We start from the raw sequence: 17,919 nt of genomic DNA on the forward strand, positions 1-17,919 counted from the left end.
TCATTCCTTATAATCTGTTTTAGTTTTTAATTTTTATCTGTTTGAATTAATAATAAGCTTCACAATAAAATTTTATCTTTTCTCTTCTTTTATCTTTTTATTCAAAACGTTGACGTGAGAATGCTTGACGATGCAAGAAGTCCCCTGATCCTGCTTTACCTAAGAACGTCCCATCTTGAGCAACTATCTGTCCTTTAGATAGAGTAACGGTCGGCCAACCTTGAATATCCATTCCTTCAAATGGTGTATGATCACAATTATCATGTAACTGTTGATGAGAGAGGCAATAATTAGCATTTGGATCGAAAATCACAATGTCGCCATCACTTCCTATCTCTAGACTGCCTTTTTGAGGATAGATACCAAACAGTTGAGCAGGCTTAGCACTGGTTAAAGAGACAAATTGATTTAACGTTAGTCGTCCTTTTGATACACCTTCAGAAAACAAGATTGGCATTCGAGTCTCAACCCCAGGCATTCCATTTGGGCATTGAGTAAAGTCATGATGGTTTGGCTGCTTTTGTTGTTCAAAATTGAATGAACAGTGATCGGTTGCAACGGTATCTATTTCATTATTGATTAAACCTTGCCATAACTTTTCACACTCTTCTTTGGCTCTCAAAGGAGGACTAAGAATATATTTAGTCGCATCGGGTTCTTTATATTTATCACTGTCTAATACCAAATATTGTGGGCAAGTTTCAGACCAAACGGCTTGACCTGATCTTTTCGCCAAATTGATATAATCCAAACCTAATCCGTTAGATAAATGGACAATGTAGAGTGGCGCATCATCGGCCAGTTTCGCTAAATTGATCATTCGACCAATGGCTTCAGCTTCGCACTCTAATGGACGACTAATCGGATGATATTCAGGTGTGGTTTTCCCTTCTGCTACTAATTGTGCTTTTCTTGCATTAATTGCCGCATCATTTTCAGGGTGTACTGTCGTTAATGCACCGACTTTATTCAACTGTTCTAACGCTTGATAGGTTTCGCTATCATTCAATTTATAACCGTAAGTCAAATACAACTTGAAGCTGCTGATCCCTTCATTACTGACCATTTGTTCCATTTCATCAAGGATCTCTTGATCAATGTGCTGAATCACACCATGAAAGCTATAATCGATAACGGCACGCTCTTTGGCATGTTCTTTATAAACAGCAAGCTGATGATGTAGCGAGCAGCCTCTAGGACCAAACCCCATATGATCGATAATGGTGGTGGTTCCACCGCAAGCGGCTGAACGTGTTCCTGTAAAGAAATCATCACAGCTTTGGGCGATCCCCACATCGATATTAAAATGAGTATGAACATCAATACCACCGGGCATAACATAACAGCCTTGTGCATCGATAACGGTCGCTTCTGGGTATTGATTAAGTTGGATTTGAGTTACAGTTTCAGCAATCTTGCCATTAATGATGACTAAGTCTTGCTGAGATTGTTGCTGACTATCAACGAGAATCCCATTCTTGATAATTGTTATTTGATTATGATTCGTTGCAGACATGTCGGTTTCCACTTTCGAAAAGACCCACATTATTTATTAGAACAAGAAGAAAGGCAGAGCTATGTTTTTAACAAATAAGTGGGTAAACAGGTAATGTAAGAGGGCGCAGACTCATTCACCCTCTTACGATAAGCCCTATGATTTCAGGCTTTTTTAGTCGTAATGATTACTTCTGACCTAACTTGTGTAGGTACATCTGTGGGATAACTGCGTACATTGCTGCACAAGTCACAAGATGTTGCTTCCAAGTTTTCTCGTTTGGCGCATGAGCTTCTGGCTCTTTACCAGGACCAAAACCAATGACTGGAATACCATGACGACCCATGATAGATACACCGTTTGTAGAGAATGTCCAACGGTCAACCTTAGGCTTCTCATCAAATAGTAGCTCGAAGCTAGACTCTAATGTCTTAGTTGCGATGTGCTCTTCTTCAATTTTCCATGCTGGGAAGTAACACTCTGTAGGGTAAACTAAACCGGTGTAAGCAGGCTCATCGTAGTTGTACATTGAAACTTTTGCACCAAACTTCTTAACTGCTGGTAAGTTAGCAATCTCTTCAATCGCGCCATTCCAAGTTTCACCCCAAGTTAGACGACGGTCAATTGAGATTGCACAGCTATCTGCAACCGCACAACGGCTTGGAGATGTGAAGAAGACTTCAGAAACCGTTAATGTACCCTTACCTAAGAAATCATCATCGCCTAGGTTGTTTGCTAGTTGCTCAATTTCTGGCAGGATGTGACCCATTTTGAAGATTGCGTTATCACCACGCTCTGGCGCAGAACCGTGACAGCTGATACCAGCAACATCAACACGGATTTCCATACGGCCACGTTGACCACGGTAGATTTGGCAATCAGTTGGTTCAGTACTTACGACGAACTCAGGGCGAATGTTGCTCTCTTCAATCATGTACTGCCAGCATAGGCCGTCACAATCTTCTTCCTGAACAGTACCCGTTACAAGCAGTGTATATTCATCTTCAAGACCTAAATCTTTAATGATCTTACCTGCATAAACCATTGATGCCATGCCGCCTTCTTGGTCAGACGCACCACGACCACCGATAACTTCGTCATCTTCCATACCTGTGTACGGGTCAAATTCCCAGTTATCCATGTTACCCACACCAACAGTATCGATATGCGCATCCATGCCAATTAGGTGAGGACCATGACCAATCCAACCTAATACGTTACCCATAGGATCGATTTCTACTTTATCAAATCCTACTTTTTCCATCTCTTCTTTGATACGAAGAACAACTTTCTCTTCATCACAGCTTTCACTTGGAATTGCGATCATATCACGCAAAAATTTAGTCATATCTGCTTTGTAAGACTCTGCCTGTTCTAGTACTTTGTCAAATGGGATAGTTGGTGTCATTGTTATTCTCCTTAACTTAATACTGACGGTATTAAGGTGATTTAATTAATAATTATTTTTTAATTTTTTAGTAAATAATGAATGAGTGATGATTAAAGAACTAACCACCACTTTTTAAACTGAACTTATTCTGCGTCGATAAGGTGCTTACCTAACCAAGTCACTTCACGGTAATGCACAGGATCTGTATCACCTTCTGTATTGATAAGTAATACAACAGAATCTTTATCTAAGCCCATTTGCTTAAATAGTTCTTCTTTATTTGGGTGATAATGAGCAGCAACTAATAGACCGGCACCAACAGCACCTGACTCTCCAGAAACAACGCGAGGATCATTACCTAGTGGGTTACCTAAAACACGCATCCCTAACGCCGCAACTTTGTCTTGGCATGAGATAAACTGCGTTGCACAATCTCTTAATACTGGCCAGCCAATTGGGTTTGGCTCACCACACGCAAGACCAACCATAATCGTATCTAAGTCGCCACCTACGTTAACCATCTCACCGCTTGCATCAACACCTGAACGATAGATACAATCCGCTTGTTCAGGCTCAATGATGATTGAGTGGATATTTTTAGCTCCAAAACGACTCGCCATATAACCTAATGCGCCACCAGCAAGTGCACCAACACCCGCTTGCAGAACAATATGAGTTGGCTGTTGTAGACCCATTGGTTCCATTTGATCAACAGCTTCATCAACTAACGTGGTATAACCCTGCATGATCCAAGTTGGGATTTCGGTATAACCTTCCCAGGCCGTATCTTGAACCACTTTCCAACCGCGCTCTTCAGAGGTTTGGATAGCAAGGCGAACGGTATCATCGTAATTCATGTCCGTTACAATACACTCTGCACCTAATGCACGAATGTTCTCAACACGCTCATCAGCAGCCCCTTTAGGCATATAAACAACCGCGTTTTGACCTAACTGATTTGCAGCCCAAGCAACACCACGTCCGTGGTTACCATCAGTTGCTGTCGCAAAGGTCATTTTTTCAGTAATATCATTTTTTAACTGTTTAAAGTTAAAGTGATTGATATCTAAATTATACTCATCACACATTAAGCGAGCGATAGCATAAGCTCCACCTAGCATCTTAAATGCACATAGATCAAAACGCTGTGATTCGTCTTTAACTAAAACTTTATTCACACCAATAGTTTTTGCTAATGTATCCAATGACTGCAATGGTGTTGGTTGGTAACCATCAATTTGCTGATGGAAGCTACGCGCTTTTTTTGCTTCATCAAGAGTGAAGAGTGGAGATGTCGCGCCATTAAAATGACGATTATCGGCAATATCCATTTTAAGAGTGAATGTCGTCACGATTGAACCTCATAAATTGAGTCTAATGAGTGGGACGAACGCCCCACCTTGATTATTTTAATTTACGTTCTCAGATTAGGTTGAAGTTGATGCCAACTTGACGACAACTTCAATCATATTTGAAGTAGTAAAGGAAATTACTTAACGCGAACTTTTGAGTCTTTTAGTAACTCTTCAAGCACGGCACCTGGTTCTTGGTACTTACGGTTAAGGATCATTGCAGCAATGATATATGGCTTCCAGCTTGCTTCTTTATAAGTCTCAATACGATACTTCTCAAATACGCCTTCTGTTACTTCACCTTCTTTACAAGATAGACCTGTGATATCAGCAGGTAGACAGTGCATATATAGTGCTTCACCACCTTTAGTGCGCGTCATCATCTCTTCAGTACAATGCCACTCTTTGTGCTTAGCATTCTCAGCTAGACACTCTTGCTCTAATGCTTTAAGTCCATCATGGTCATTGGCACGAAGAAGTTCAGTACGCTTGCCCATCACTTGGTAAGGCGCCCAAGACTTAGGATAAACGATGTCTGCACCGTCAAATGCTTCTTCCATTGTGTTAACTTGAGCGAAAGAACCGCCAGATAGCTCAGCATTCTTACGTGCTTCTTCAACCACTTCAGGAATTAGGTCATAACCTTCTGGGTGAGCTAATGTCACATCCATACCGAAGCGAGTCATCAGACCGATGATTCCTTGTGGTACAGATAATGGCTTACCGTAGCTTGGCGAGTATGCCCATGTCATTGCAATTTTCTTACCTTTAAGCTCTTCTAAGCTACCGAAGTGCTCTTGTAACCATGCAAGGTCAGCCATAGATTGCGTTGGGTGGTCAATATCACACTGTAGGTTTACGATAGCTGGACGCTGTGGCAGTACACCTTCTTTGAAACCATCATCAAGAGCTTCACCAACTTCACGCATGTATGCGTTACCCGCACCTAAATACATGTCATCACGGATACCAATAACATCTGCACAGAAAGAGATCATGTTTGCTGTTTCACGAACAGTTTCGCCGTGTGCAATCTGTGATTTCCCTTCATCTAGATCTTGTTGAGCTAGACCCAGCATGTTAATTGCTGATGCATAAGAGAAGCGTGTACGAGTTGAATTATCACGGAATAAGGAGATACCTAAACCATTATTAAATACGTTAGTTGCGATATTTTCGCCACGCATTGCTTTTAAAGCTTCTGCAGTTTTTAGGACACGTTCAAGCTCTGCCGGAGTTTGTTCCCATGTTAATAGAAAATCTTTTTCACTTAAGTTAGAATCTAATTCGTTTATCTCTTTAATTAATTCATTAACATTCTTCATTTTTTATTGTCCTTTACAATTTATAATTTCTTGTAATTAAATTTCTTATTGTTTGCTGTTTTTTGTCACTCTATTTTTTCATTCAGGATTATTTCGCTGAGTTACTTATACATAAGCGATATCTGTGCCAATTAAAACAAAATAAGCAAATAAATACCTAAGCCACTGAAAAGTAAGTAAGTTATATTTATACAATGATCGAGATCAAATATTAATAAGTGATCACCATCACGAATATTTTTTTATCATTTATTCTCATAATCACCAAAATGATAGTGATAGATTCAATGACTTATCATATTGATATTCTCAAGTATCTTTTACTATCAATAAATATCTCATAGTCGATAATTATCAAAAATTTATAATGGGGAATTTCAATCATTAATAGATATAAAATAATATCTGTAAAAACAAAAAATGCACTTTGAATAACATTTATACGATTCAGGTCAAATAAATTAATAACAATTTAATTTAAGGTATGTAATAACACTCATATTTAACACAACGAGTAGATTTAAGGGATTTCTAATCGGTATTAACTTTGACGAAAGGGATAAAAATGAGCGGACAGACAAATAACCTAAACATTCAGCCTGTTTCAGAATTGATGAAACTACAACCAACAATCATCAAATTTAGCAAGATGTTATCTGCCATTTTAAAAATCGATGTTGAGGTTGTTGATGCTAATTTAGTCCGAATAGCAGGTACCGGTCCTTACGATCATGCATTCGGTCAACCACTTTCAACAAGCTCCCGTCTCTTCCGTTACATTATTGAAAATAAGAAAGAGAAGGTGGTCGTTAAATCTCACAATGATCCTTTGTGTATTGAATGTCAAACTCGCGATAATTGCCAAGAAACGGCATTTATTGGGGTGCCAATATTAATATCTGAACGCTGTATTGGTGTGATTAGTTTAGCGGCATTCAACCAGCAGCAACAACAAGATATTCAAGAGAACACTCAAACATTTACTGAGTATGTTCGTCATATTGCTCAAGTCTTTGTCACTAGCTTGACCGAAAACAATAAACATAATAACGATATTGATCAGATATTTATTCGTTTAATTGAAGATATGGATCAAGGGGTTTTAGTTTTAGATCAGCAAGCCCATGTTAGATTTGGTAATCAAGTCGCATTGAACTATTTAAACCTCACTAACGGTTCACTGGCTAATGCTAAAGTTAAGATAGAAACATTAAGTCAACATCATATTCTTGATGGCCACCAACAACACATCATCTCTCTTGGATCCAGACAAGAGCTAGTCATGGGATTATTTCACCAAATAAAAGAGCAACAATTGTTCTTAATGTCTTATTTCCAACCTAATCATATTGCAGTTCCTCGTCATGACGACCCTCACCTGTCACCAATTGTTGGTGAATGTAAACAGATGTTAGCCATTAAACGCTTACTTTCTCGAATTGCTAATAGTCCGTCTAGCGTTCTTATTCATGGTGAAAGTGGCACCGGAAAGGAAGTGATCGCCAAAGCCATTCATTCATCAAGTCAGAGTATTCACCAACCTTTTATCGCCATTAACTGTGCCGCTATTCCTGAGCACTTACTTGAGAGTGAGTTATTTGGCTATGTCAAAGGAGCATTCACTGGCGCATCAACCAAGGGAAAAATTGGGCTGATTCAAGCTGCAAATAAAGGCACACTTTTCCTTGATGAAATTGGCGATATGTCGATGTCACTACAAGCCAAGTTATTACGAGTATTAGAAGAGCGGGAGGTGATGCCGATTGGAGCAAATAAAGCCGTCACTGTTGATATTCGGATCATCTCAGCAACCAACCAAGATTTCCATAAAATGATTCAAGAAGGCAGATTCAGAGAAGATCTCTATTATCGCTTAAATGTCATCCCTGTTTTTTTACCTCCACTGCGAGAAAGAGATGGAGATATAGATAAGTTAGCTCACCACTTTTTAGACCATCATAGTCGAAAGATTGGTGTCCCTTACCCCGGTATGACACCAGAAACCATCGAAGCGTTAAATCATTATCGTTGGCCGGGTAATGTCAGGGAATTAAGTAATCTCATGGAGTATTTAATTAATATTGTACCAACGGGGGAAACCATCGATCTTGATTTGCTGCCTCCTTATATCGAGACCCAAACACCTCATAAGCCTTCTGTCTCTACCATAAAAGTACATCCAGCAAATCAAAGCCATGAAGAAACATTAGAAGAGATGGAAGCGGAACAGATAAGTAAGGTATTAAAGCGGGTAAGCAGCCGCAAGATCGCGGCAAAAGAATTGGGGATCGGTATCGCAACGTTATATCGAAAAATCAAGAAGTACCAATTGAATGAAATAGAGACACCCTAACAGCCAAGAGAATTGAAGTTGCTATCGAACGATCAAGAGAGACTATCGCTAGCAACGTCAAATAACGCGAATGATTCAACATTAACCTTCAAGCAAAACCTGCATCTCTCGATTCGCTTGCTGCCACTGATCTGTAGCCTGTAATTCAGACAAGGTAAAAGTAGACTTTTTCTGCAACGATACCGCTTTAGAAACCTCACTGATGGTTAGATGATCGAGAACCTCAACCGCAGAGTTTCGATTATTACACATCAAGACCATATCACAACCCGCATCTAATGATTGCTGCGCTCGTTCCGATGGTGAGCCCATAATCGCTGCACCTTCCATACTTAAGTCATCAGAAAATACAATTCCTTCAAAGTTCAGTTGTTGACGTAATACTTTTTTGAGCCAGAACTCAGATCCACTTGCAGGGATTTGATCATAATGAGAGTAGATAACATGGGCGGGCATGATTGCATCTAATAACCCAGCAGTAATCTGTTGTCTAAAAATTTCCATATCATCGCTGATAATGGTATCTCGAGGGTCAAAAGGGGTCTCTAAATGAGAATCAGCAGTCACACCCCCATGACCAGGAAAGTGTTTTCCTGTTGTTGCCATCCCTACAGATTTCATTCCCTTCATATAAGCGCGACTAAAACGAAGGATCTCTGGGCTATGATTACTAAAGGCACGGTTCCCAATCGCTTTTGATTGATGACCTTTATCTAAAACAGGCGCAAAGCTTAAATCAATATCGTGAGCAATCAGCTCTGCCGCCATTAACCAGCCAGCTTGTTGTGCGACGTTTTCACCTTGCTGGCAATCTACCAATGTTTGTGCGGCTGGAATACGAGTAAATCCCTCTTTAAAGCGTTGCACTCGTCCACCTTCTTGATCGACACCAATAAGAATTGGTCGTTTAGCTGCAACACGAATTTGACGGTTTAACTCAATTAACTGCTGATTATCATGATAGTTACAAGCAAAGTGAATCACACCACCCACTGTTGGGTGAGCCAATACCTCACGATCTTCTGCGGTTAACTCATACCCTTCTACATCCAGCCATAACGGTCCCATGCTCTTATCCTTTGAATTAATTGAGAGAATTTTAAATTATATACCTAAAGTAATTAGTGTTACTAGTAGATAGCAATTCCAATTACTTTAGGTATATAATTTAAAAGGTTATTTCAGCTTAACCCTCAGATAAACAATAACTAAATATCCAACCAGTTTTATATTGCTAGGCAGTTTGTGAAATTATTTGCTATCCTAACCCTCATAATTTAACAAATCATTAAGGGAATTTATGAAGAAGTACCTCGCGCCATTAACAGCACTACTTGCAACTTTGCTCTCCTTCAATGCAGCGGCTGATTATCAGCCTACTGACCTTTTTAAAATCCAAGGACTTTCGATCGGTCAAGCTCAAGATAAAGAAGGCGTAACGGGTGTCACGGTTCTGCGCTTCGATAAAGGGGCCGTAGCCGGTGTCGACGTTCGAGGTGCAGCACCTGGCACTCGTGAAACCGATCTTCTTCGTCCTGAAAACTTAGTACAACAAGTCAATGCTATTGTGCTCTCTGGTGGCAGTGCTTATGGCTTAGATAGTATGACAGGCGTGATGAAGTACCTTGGAGATAATGACATTGGCTTTGATGTGGGTGTTGCTAAAGTACCGATTGTTACCGGTGCCGTGTTGTTTGATTTAACCATTGGTGATCCTAAAAGTAGACCCGATGCCACCATGGGTTATCAAGCCACAAAATCTGCCAATCGAACTGAATTTAAAGAGGGCTCTTTTGGTGCAGGAACAGGGGCGACTGTCGGTAAGATCGCTGGCGGCAAACGTTCAACCAAAAGTGGTATTGGCAGTTATGTGATTGAATTTGATTCAGGTTTAGTTATCGGTGCCATTGTTGCCGTTAACGCTTGGGGTGACGTAACAAAAGATGGCCAAGTCTACGCAGGCACTCGTTCTGAAGATGGTAAATCGTTTGTGTCAGGCAAGGATTTAATCGTGGACGGTCTCGCATCTAAAGGCTTTGCTGGACGTAACACAACGATTGGTGTCATTGTCACCAATGCTAAATTGACAAAAACTCAAGCATTGAAGATCGCTCAAATGGGACATGATGGCTATGCTCGTGCGATTAATCCAGTCCATTCGATGTATGATGGTGATACCCTATTTGCAGCAGGTACTGGTGAAATAGAAGTAACAGATATTAACTCAATTGGTGTAGTGGGTGCTGAAGTTGTTCAACAAGCGATTTACCGTGCGGTTGAAAGTGCCGAATCTTTAGGGGGGTTACCGACTCGAAACGAGATTACCAGTAATCAATAATCTCTTTTAATGAATGATGTTTATTTAAGTGCCTAACTTAAGTTCCTCTCATAAAAATAAGCTCGCTGAACTTTTCATAGAGCCGTGAGCTTATTTTTTCTTTGCCTTTTGGTTTTTTCGCTTTTTCTCACTTAATTAAGGCTCTAACTCAGCAAGAGATTGGGAGTTATTGTCTCCTTTTAACCCTTTTTTACTCTGCTGTTTTTGAGCTCTCTTTAATAACCCTAACAATACCTCTTTATCCCAATGCGGTTGTTCGGGATCTTGATTCTCCTGTCGACTAAATTGAGCTTTCTCCATTAACGTCACTTGCTGCTGGATCTGCGAAAGCAATTCACTATCAAGGGTTGAGAAATCACTATGACGATAAAGAGTTCTAAACTCAATGCTTGCGCCTCTCAGCAGTGCATCTATCAGCTTGCCAATAGAATTGGTATCTGAACGACGAATTATGTCATTCGACAGTGATAAGGAAGATGGCTGTTTTTTCGATTTAAGCCATAACCAAGAACAAAGAAATAGCGTGATTAACCAAAGTCCTGCCAGAATAAATACGGCGATCTCTAAGCTATTCTTTTTCTCTTGTAATTGACGGTAATCATCAAGACTCACTGAGTTTTTATTTGCTACATTTACGTCGGTATTTACACTTTTATCCTTTTGATCAGCTTGAGTCTGATTAGCGATAACAGGTGTTGAGCTAACGTGACTTCCACCATTATTATTAATAGCCGCCGATTTATCTTGTGTCACCTTCAACGTTAAGCCATCAATTGTTGCTGTTTGTGATTTTTTATTGATGGTATCGAACCAATTAACCGTTAAGCTAGGAAGCGAAATATCTCCAGCTTGACGAGGAATAATCGCCTTTTTCAATGTCATTACCATCGCGTTACCTTGTTGCTGATACTCAGCTTTTTCAGGGTAAACTTTAACCGAATTGGGATACTGAATATTAATATCAGGGAACTGGGTTGAATCAAATCCAGTAATCATGAGTTTAATGGTACGTGTTACTGGCTCACCAATTTTTGCTTCGACTATTTTTGAATTTGTTACGGTAGAAGCCGGTTCTTGACTACCAACATCTGGTTGCCAATCTTGCGTTAACGTTAATTTAGAGGTCGGTAACCAAAGCCCTTTAACTCCCTCTGGTTTAGCTAAAACCTCAACATCAATATCACTGGCTTTCTTGGCAATCGGGATCGCTAATGATGAACTAAATGGATTTTGTCCACCTTGAATTTTTGAAGCTTGGAACTCCGCACCATGAAGCGTTGTCGTACTTGCTTCTGTCGCCATCACCTGATAAATACGTTCGAGTACAATATAAGTGCGGCCATTAACCACTGTTCGATATTGATTATCTTTGCCCGTCTGTTTAACGGTTAGTCCGTTACCTTGAGGTGCAGTAATAGAAGCACTATCCGTTTGAACACCAATCATTACTGTCAATTTGAGATTGGTGGATTCCCCGACATACAATGTTTTTTTATCTAATTGAGAGTGAACAACAATATCTTGATTATCTGCTTTAACGTTGTCTGTTGATTTCATCGCACGTATGGTAATGGGGGCAGTTTGATCACCTGCAATCGTCAAAGGCGGAATGGTTAGATTACCCACTTTTTTCGCTGCAATAGCTACCGTCCAACGAGTCTCTCGACTAAATTTACCATTGATACTGCGCATGCTGTTGCTAACACTTGGTCGCCCCATCAGAAAATCGGCTTGCAGCGGTGAGAGATCCAAGGAATCAACATTGACATTCTTATTAGTTGTAATTTGTAGTTGAAAGGCACTATTTACCTCGACAACATTCTTTGAAACCGTTGCGATAGTCTCCGCATTAGCATTGATTGAAAACAGTGAAAATAGTGCAAATATCCAGAGCAAGAAAAACCCTTTTTTGTTGCTACTGTTTACTTTAGAGCTGTTTACCATAAAGTATTTTACCATGACGAGTTCACTCCTCTATTTTGCTCTTTTTCTCGCTGTTGTAACATAATTTGTGCTCGAATCAACTGACTCGCATCATCAGGGATCTGTTCTAATTTTTTCATCACTGGATCGCCTTCACTCACTTGTGAAGAAGAGACTCCAACAGACGCCTGCTCTGAGCTCGTCTCCTTTTTATCACCTTTTGCACCTTTAGTTTGCTCAGGATTTTCATTTTGAGACGCCTGATTCTGCGGCTTTTTATGTTGCTCAAACTGCTTATCTTGTGATTGTTGGTTCTGCTGTTGCTTTTGCTGGTCAGATTGCTGATCTTGCGATTGCTGGCTCTGCTGTTGCTTCTGCTGATCAGACTGATTATCTTGCGATTGCTGGCTCTGCTGTTGCTTCTGCTGATCAGACTGATTATCTTGCGATTGCTGGCTCTGCTGTTGCTTCTGCTGGTCAGACTGCTTATCTTGCGATTGCTGGCTCTGCTGTTGCTTTTGCTGGTCAGACTGCTTATCTTGCGATTGCTGATCTTGTTTATTATCTTGCTCTTGGTTTTGTTTTTGATCCTGCTTCTGTTGTTGTTTATTTTTTTTCTGCTTTTGCTGTTGTAATCGTTTTTCAACTTGCTCTAAATTATGTTTAGCATCTTGATGGCGAGGATCTTGTTGAAGCACTTTTTTATACTGCTCAATCGCTTTAGGGTACTCACCTAATTGAGCGTAGCTATTAGCTAAATTATATTCAGACGTTATATCATCAGCTTGCTTTAGCGATTCCACCGCTTTTTGATATTCCCCAGCTCGATATTGGGCAATACCTCGCCAAGCAGGATCAACAAACTGCTCACTCGCTTGTTGGTAGTTATTTTGAGAAAACTGCTCATAAGCTTGAGCATCTTGATTAACCAATAAATTGGCGGCATCAGCACCTTTAGGGAATATCATTACGGCCAGTGTAGCGACCAGTAGTCCTTTACGCATCCCCCAGAGTAAACACAACAGAATCGGTAACATAAACCAATAGCCATTATTTTGCCGACCATCCAGTTTCTGTTTCTCTTTAGACGCTTCCATCATTAAATTATGGCTAGTTGCTGATACCACTTGCTGAACATCTTGATTGGTCGCTTGTACTTCGACTAATGTTGCTGAGAGCTGTGAAGTAAACTGCTGCAATGCACGGCGCTGTAACTGTGAAATCACAATCTCCCCCTGTTTACCTTTGATTAACTGGCCATTTTGATCAGGGATCGGGGCACCTTCGGTCGTCGACACCGCAAGTATTGTTAGGTGATATTCAGTTCCTGATAAAAGTTGACTGATTTTCTGTTGTTCATTACGGTTAATATTGTCAGCCACAATCACGATATCCCCTTGCGGATACCCAGCTTGTTGCAACAATTTAATCGCCTCAACAACCCCTTCTGATGTACGTTCGCCTTTAGACGGAATTAATGATGGCGTGAGTTGAGGGATTAAGTTCTCTAATGTCGAAGTATCCGCCGTCATCGGGCTAATCATGTACCCTTCACCAGCATAGGCAACTAAACCTGTCACTCCCTCTTTCCATTCAGGTAATAGATCGAGAATTTTGAATTTTGCTTGTTGCAGGCGATTAGGTGCGATATCTTTTGCCATCATCGATTGAGATAAGCTAAGCACCACGACTCGTGCCTCTTTATTGCTATAGACAGGTTGCTCTTGTTTCTGCCAACTAGGTCCAGAGAGCGCAATTACCGCTAATAGCCAAATTATCGCAAAAAATATCCCTCCTAATTTTTGGCTATTTTTACTCTTAACTCCAAAATGTTGTGCTAAATGAGGGGCAAATAAGCCACTCGATTTCTGTCGCGTTTTTGGCAGATAGAGTAAGCCAATTAACGGCAATAATGCTAAAAACCATAATGGATAGAGAAAGGTAAAATCACCCATGCTTTCTCCTTAATAGAAAAATAAACAGTGACAATAACAGAGAAAAAGCCAATGGATAATTGAACCATTCTTGTTGTGGTCGCCAAGTCTTCTCTGCATTTTTGATCGGTTGTAACTCATTAATCGCTTGGTAAATCTTAGCGAGCTGCTCAGGATCTCTCGCCCTAAAATATTGGCCACCGGTTTTATCAGCAATCGCTTGTAAAGTTTTTTCGTCTAAATCACGGGATGGATTGACGGTACGATCAAATAACAACCCTTGTTGACGCATCTCATCTGCACCAATGCCGACGGTATAAATAGTGACGCCACTTTTTGCTGCTAAATCAGCAGCCGCTAACGGATCAAGAACACCTGCGGTATTACTGCCATCACTTAACAACACAATCACTCGCTGTTTGGCATCACTGTTAATAAAGGTTTTTGTCGCGATCCCTAACCCTTCACCAATCGCGGTCTGTTGACCAATTAAGCCGATCACCGAGCGAGAAAGTTGTTGGGAAACCGTTTGGGTATCCAGCGTTAATGGGGTTTGCAGATAAGCGTGATCGGCAAAAAGTACCAGACCTAATCGGTCACCTTCACGCTCTTTAATAAAATCAGCCAGCACCAGTTTTACTGCCGTTAAGCGATCGGTCATTTGTCCATTGGGTAGCTTCATATCCTTCACTTGCATTGACCCAGAAAGATCGACAGCTAACATCATATCTCGATGTTCAGGACTCACTTGAATTGGGTCGCCATACCAAACGGGTCTTGCTAATGCGATTAAAAAACTAATCCATGCCAAGGTTTTTAAGATCGGCAGCAGATAGCCCTGCTTTTTATTCGTCGTTGAGAGATGTTTAGGTAACGATGGGATATAAATCTCAGTCGGTTGCTCTTTAGTTGGCCTAAAGTAGCGAATAATCCATGGCAAAGGTAACAATAACGCCAGCCAAGGCCAGATAAAACTAATCATAATGACTCTTTCTTTTCGCGATTATCGGTAATTTTAAAATCAGCTTTTTTGATCAAAATATAAGCTTGTTGCCAGCAGATTTGAGCTTGTTGCTGACTCAATGCTTTATCTTGATAAAGTCCTTGTAGCCAAACTGCGGAATATTCAACAAACCCGCGATCCTCCGCTTTTAATTGTTGATCAAGGTACTCAAACCAAGCATCCCCAGTTAAGCTTGCGACTTGTGATCTTGGGTAATAGCTTAAAATAGTCTGCTTGAGTACACGATTGACCATTTTTAAGTTGAAGCGGGTTTCTACACCTGGTTGATCTGCTCGATTTGGCTGGTATTTTTTCAACTCTTTTAATGCCAATTTTCGTGCACTTGTCTGTTGAGAACAGCGATAAAGCCACCAGCCAACCCCAGCTAAAATTAGCAGTATCACGAGAACGAACAACCACCCCAGCAAGCTTAGCGGCCACCAATTTGGTGCACTCTGTAGATGAATATCTGCCAGCTGTAATCCTGAGTGTTGAGGTGTATTATTCATGAATCACCTCGCTGTTTTCATTCCTCTTTTTACCAACATTGCCATTGACTAACTGGCTTAACAGCGCTTCCCCTGCTGAAATACCATGCAAAGGGATAGCTAAACGGTTAGCCAACTGTTTAAGGGCGTGATAGTGCTGCGAGAAGTGTCCAGCAAGCTGCTTTTTACTTTCAGATTTCGAGAAGTCAACCCATCCAGTATGGTGATGATCTGTCACATACTCCGATCCGCGATATTCCGTTTCCCCTTGTTCAAGAGGATCACTAATATGGACAAATTGGATCTGGTTGTGTTGACGTAGCTTGGCAATTTTCAACTCATCTTCAACACTCCAACCATGAAAATCACTAATAATGACCACTTCACTGCCTTTGGGACAAAGACGATCTAAGTGTCGTAAGCCTTGTGAAAAAGTCACACTCGTCATGTTGGAGGAGATATTTTGATTATCATTAGTCTGAAGTGCAATCTCAGAGAGTTGTTGATGCCCATCAATAATGCGATTTAATAGCCGTAAACTGCCTTGTTGACGCGCCGTTGGTTTACATTCTACAACTTGATTAGGGTTGACAATCACTGCCCCGATACGATCCTTTTGAGCCACCGTTAACCAAGCGACAAGGCTAGCAAAATGGGCAGCTTGTACCGATTTCAACATCAGCTGCGAACCAAAATACATCGATATAGAGAAGTCGATTAACAACATCACAGGCCGCTCTCTCTCTTCAGAAAAAAGCTTGGTATGCGCTTTACCGGTTCGGGCGGTGACTCGCCAATCAATGGAACGAATATCATCGCCCCCTTGATAAGGGCGAACCTCAGCAAAGTCCATCCCTCGCCCTTTTTGGCGACTTAAATGCTGACCATTTAACTGTGACCAGATATTTCTTGCTGGCGGTAACCATCTAACTGACTGGTTTTTATAATTAAGTAACTCTTTAATCGTTAGATGGCACCCGTCGCTATGAGCTGGGAGTGCTAACTTCATGCGCTGGCCACCAAACTTAAGAGACGCTGAATAATGAAATCGGGGCTGATCCCCTCTGCTTGAGCTTCATAACTTAACAGTAAACGGTGACGAAGAACCGGATAGGCAACCTGCATAACATCATCAGGGGTGACAAAATCGCGCCCCGCTAACCATGCATTGGATCTGGCACAACGATCGAGGGCTAGAGTCGCACGAGGACTCACCCCCATCTGTAACCAATTTGCTAACTGTTGCTGATATTTTTCTGGATGACGGGTTGCCATCACAATACGAATCAGATAATCCTCAACCTCTTCGGCCATGTGAATCGCAAGAACTTGCTGACGAGCGGCAAAGATATCGGCTTGAGTCACTTTAGTTTGTTTGGCGGCTAAAATACCTTGCGCTTCCCCACGATTTAAACGAAGAATATCTCGTTCATGTTTATCATCAGGATAATCAACATTGAGCTGTAATAGGAAACGGTCTAATTGCGCCTCAGGCAACGGATAAGTCCCCTCTTGCTCAATCGGGTTCTGAGTCGCCATCACTAAAAATAACTCGGGAAGTGGATAGGTTTTACGACCTGCAGTGATCTGTTTCTCTGCCATCGCTTCTAACATTGCAGCTTGAACTTTAGCGGGTGCACGGTTAATTTCATCCGCCAACACTAACGAGTTAAAGATCGGGCCAGCTTGGAATTCAAACGTCCCATTTTCAGGGCGAAAAATATCGGTTCCCGTTAAATCCGCAGGAAGCAGGTCAGGGGTAAATTGAATACGGTGAAATTCCCCCTCAATATTATCAGCTAACACTTTTACGGCTCGGGTTTTTGCAAGCCCCGGGGGACCTTCCACTAAAATATGCCCATCAGCCAACAGTGCAATTAAGAGTTGTTTAACTAACGCAGGTTGACCAATAACTTGAGATTCTAAATGCTGTTGTAGCTGTTGAAAGGTTGTAGCTAACATTATTTGATGATCCTTCCAGTATAAAAAGTGAACAATATTTTATACAAATCATGTTGAATAAAATAATACCGAGCTAAGACACGATTTTTGATTTTAAGTTCCATTCAAATAACGGTTTAATATACCTAAAATCATTGGCGTTGCTAGTAGACGGCAAGCAAGTGAGATCCCATGGATATAGATGTATTATATGATTAGGGCGAACGAGTACAGCCATTATTATAAACCTAGCCTAGCGACTTCAGGTATGAAGGGTATATACCTCTTACATTTGAGAATACGCTCAATAAGCTCTTATATAACGAGTTTCCAACTAGACGCTTTGTCCATAAATTAGAGATGATCTTTTTCTATTT

Annotated in this window: 13 protein-coding genes; 2 read left to right on the plus strand and 11 right to left on the minus strand. The window is 40.9% G+C overall.

Annotated elements, in window-relative coordinates:
• Window positions 1-97 precede the first annotated feature (97 nt).
• From hydA to ygeW, 4 genes are all read right to left on the minus strand, one after another.
• A complete protein-coding gene (hydA, locus tag L0B53_RS16405) occupies window positions 98-1,516 on the minus strand; it encodes a dihydropyrimidinase (RefSeq protein ID WP_235060670.1) in 1,419 nt (472 codons plus the stop codon).
• 166 nt (window positions 1,517-1,682) lie between these two features.
• A complete protein-coding gene (locus L0B53_RS16410) occupies window positions 1,683-2,903 on the minus strand; it encodes a YgeY family selenium metabolism-linked hydrolase (RefSeq protein ID WP_235060671.1) in 1,221 nt (406 codons plus the stop codon).
• A 125-nt stretch (window positions 2,904-3,028) separates the two neighbouring features.
• A complete protein-coding gene (gene dpaL, locus L0B53_RS16415) occupies window positions 3,029-4,237 on the minus strand; it encodes a diaminopropionate ammonia-lyase (protein ID WP_260115562.1) in 1,209 nt (402 codons plus the stop codon).
• Between the two features lie 137 nt (window positions 4,238-4,374).
• Complete coding sequence (gene ygeW / locus L0B53_RS16420; RefSeq protein ID WP_235060672.1) at window positions 4,375-5,562, minus strand: knotted carbamoyltransferase YgeW; 1,188 nt, start codon at window positions 5,560-5,562, stop codon at window positions 4,375-4,377.
• Window positions 5,563-6,127: 565 nt separating this feature from the next.
• Between ygeW and L0B53_RS16425 the strand changes: the two genes are divergently transcribed.
• Window positions 6,128-7,915 carry a sigma 54-interacting transcriptional regulator gene (locus L0B53_RS16425; protein WP_235060673.1) on the plus strand — a complete coding sequence of 596 codons (1,788 nt, stop codon included), beginning with the start codon at window positions 6,128-6,130 and terminating at the stop codon, window positions 7,913-7,915.
• Window positions 7,916-7,996: 81 nt separating this feature from the next.
• On the opposite strand, the gene nagZ is transcribed toward L0B53_RS16425, so the two are convergent.
• Complete coding sequence (gene nagZ, locus L0B53_RS16430) at window positions 7,997-8,983, minus strand: beta-N-acetylhexosaminidase (protein ID WP_235060674.1); 987 nt, start codon at window positions 8,981-8,983, stop codon at window positions 7,997-7,999.
• Between the two features lie 232 nt (window positions 8,984-9,215).
• Between nagZ and L0B53_RS16435 the strand changes: the two genes are divergently transcribed.
• The gene (locus L0B53_RS16435; RefSeq protein ID WP_235060675.1) at window positions 9,216-10,253 is read left to right on the plus strand and encodes a P1 family peptidase; all 1,038 of its coding nucleotides are present in this window, start codon (window positions 9,216-9,218) and stop codon (window positions 10,251-10,253) included.
• 135 nt (window positions 10,254-10,388) lie between these two features.
• Here the strand turns inward: L0B53_RS16435 and L0B53_RS16440 are convergent, their stop codons facing one another.
• The 6 genes from L0B53_RS16440 to L0B53_RS16465 are packed head-to-tail and all read right to left on the minus strand — an operon-like array spanning window position 10,389 to window position 17,563.
• Window positions 10,389-12,212, minus strand: a complete 1,824-nt coding sequence (locus L0B53_RS16440; RefSeq protein WP_235060676.1) for a BatD family protein — start codon at window positions 12,210-12,212, stop codon at window positions 10,389-10,391.
• Window positions 12,206-14,131: a VWA domain-containing protein gene (locus L0B53_RS16445; RefSeq protein ID WP_235060677.1), complete on the minus strand. Its 1,926-nt coding sequence runs from the start codon at window positions 14,129-14,131 to the stop codon at window positions 12,206-12,208. Before L0B53_RS16445 ends, L0B53_RS16440 begins: the two co-directional genes overlap by 7 nt.
• Window positions 14,124-15,092 (minus strand): VWA domain-containing protein, encoded by a 969-nt coding sequence (locus tag L0B53_RS16450; RefSeq protein WP_235060678.1) that lies wholly within the window; start codon window positions 15,090-15,092, stop codon window positions 14,124-14,126. Before L0B53_RS16450 ends, L0B53_RS16445 begins: the two co-directional genes overlap by 8 nt.
• A complete protein-coding gene (locus tag L0B53_RS16455) occupies window positions 15,089-15,622 on the minus strand; it encodes a DUF4381 domain-containing protein (protein ID WP_235060679.1) in 534 nt (177 codons plus the stop codon). The genes L0B53_RS16450 and L0B53_RS16455 overlap by 4 nt, the downstream gene beginning before the upstream one ends.
• Entirely contained in the window at window positions 15,615-16,610 is a 996-nt protein-coding gene (locus L0B53_RS16460) for a DUF58 domain-containing protein (protein ID WP_235060680.1), read from the minus strand. The genes L0B53_RS16455 and L0B53_RS16460 overlap by 8 nt, the downstream gene beginning before the upstream one ends.
• Window positions 16,607-17,563, minus strand: a complete 957-nt coding sequence (locus tag L0B53_RS16465; protein WP_235060681.1) for a MoxR family ATPase — start codon at window positions 17,561-17,563, stop codon at window positions 16,607-16,609. Before L0B53_RS16465 ends, L0B53_RS16460 begins: the two co-directional genes overlap by 4 nt.
• Window positions 17,564-17,919: the final 356 nt, after the last annotated feature.

Origin of the sequence: Vibrio sp. SS-MA-C1-2, from assembly GCF_021513135.1 — a bacterium.
Classification (GTDB): Bacteria; Pseudomonadota; Gammaproteobacteria; order Enterobacterales; family Vibrionaceae.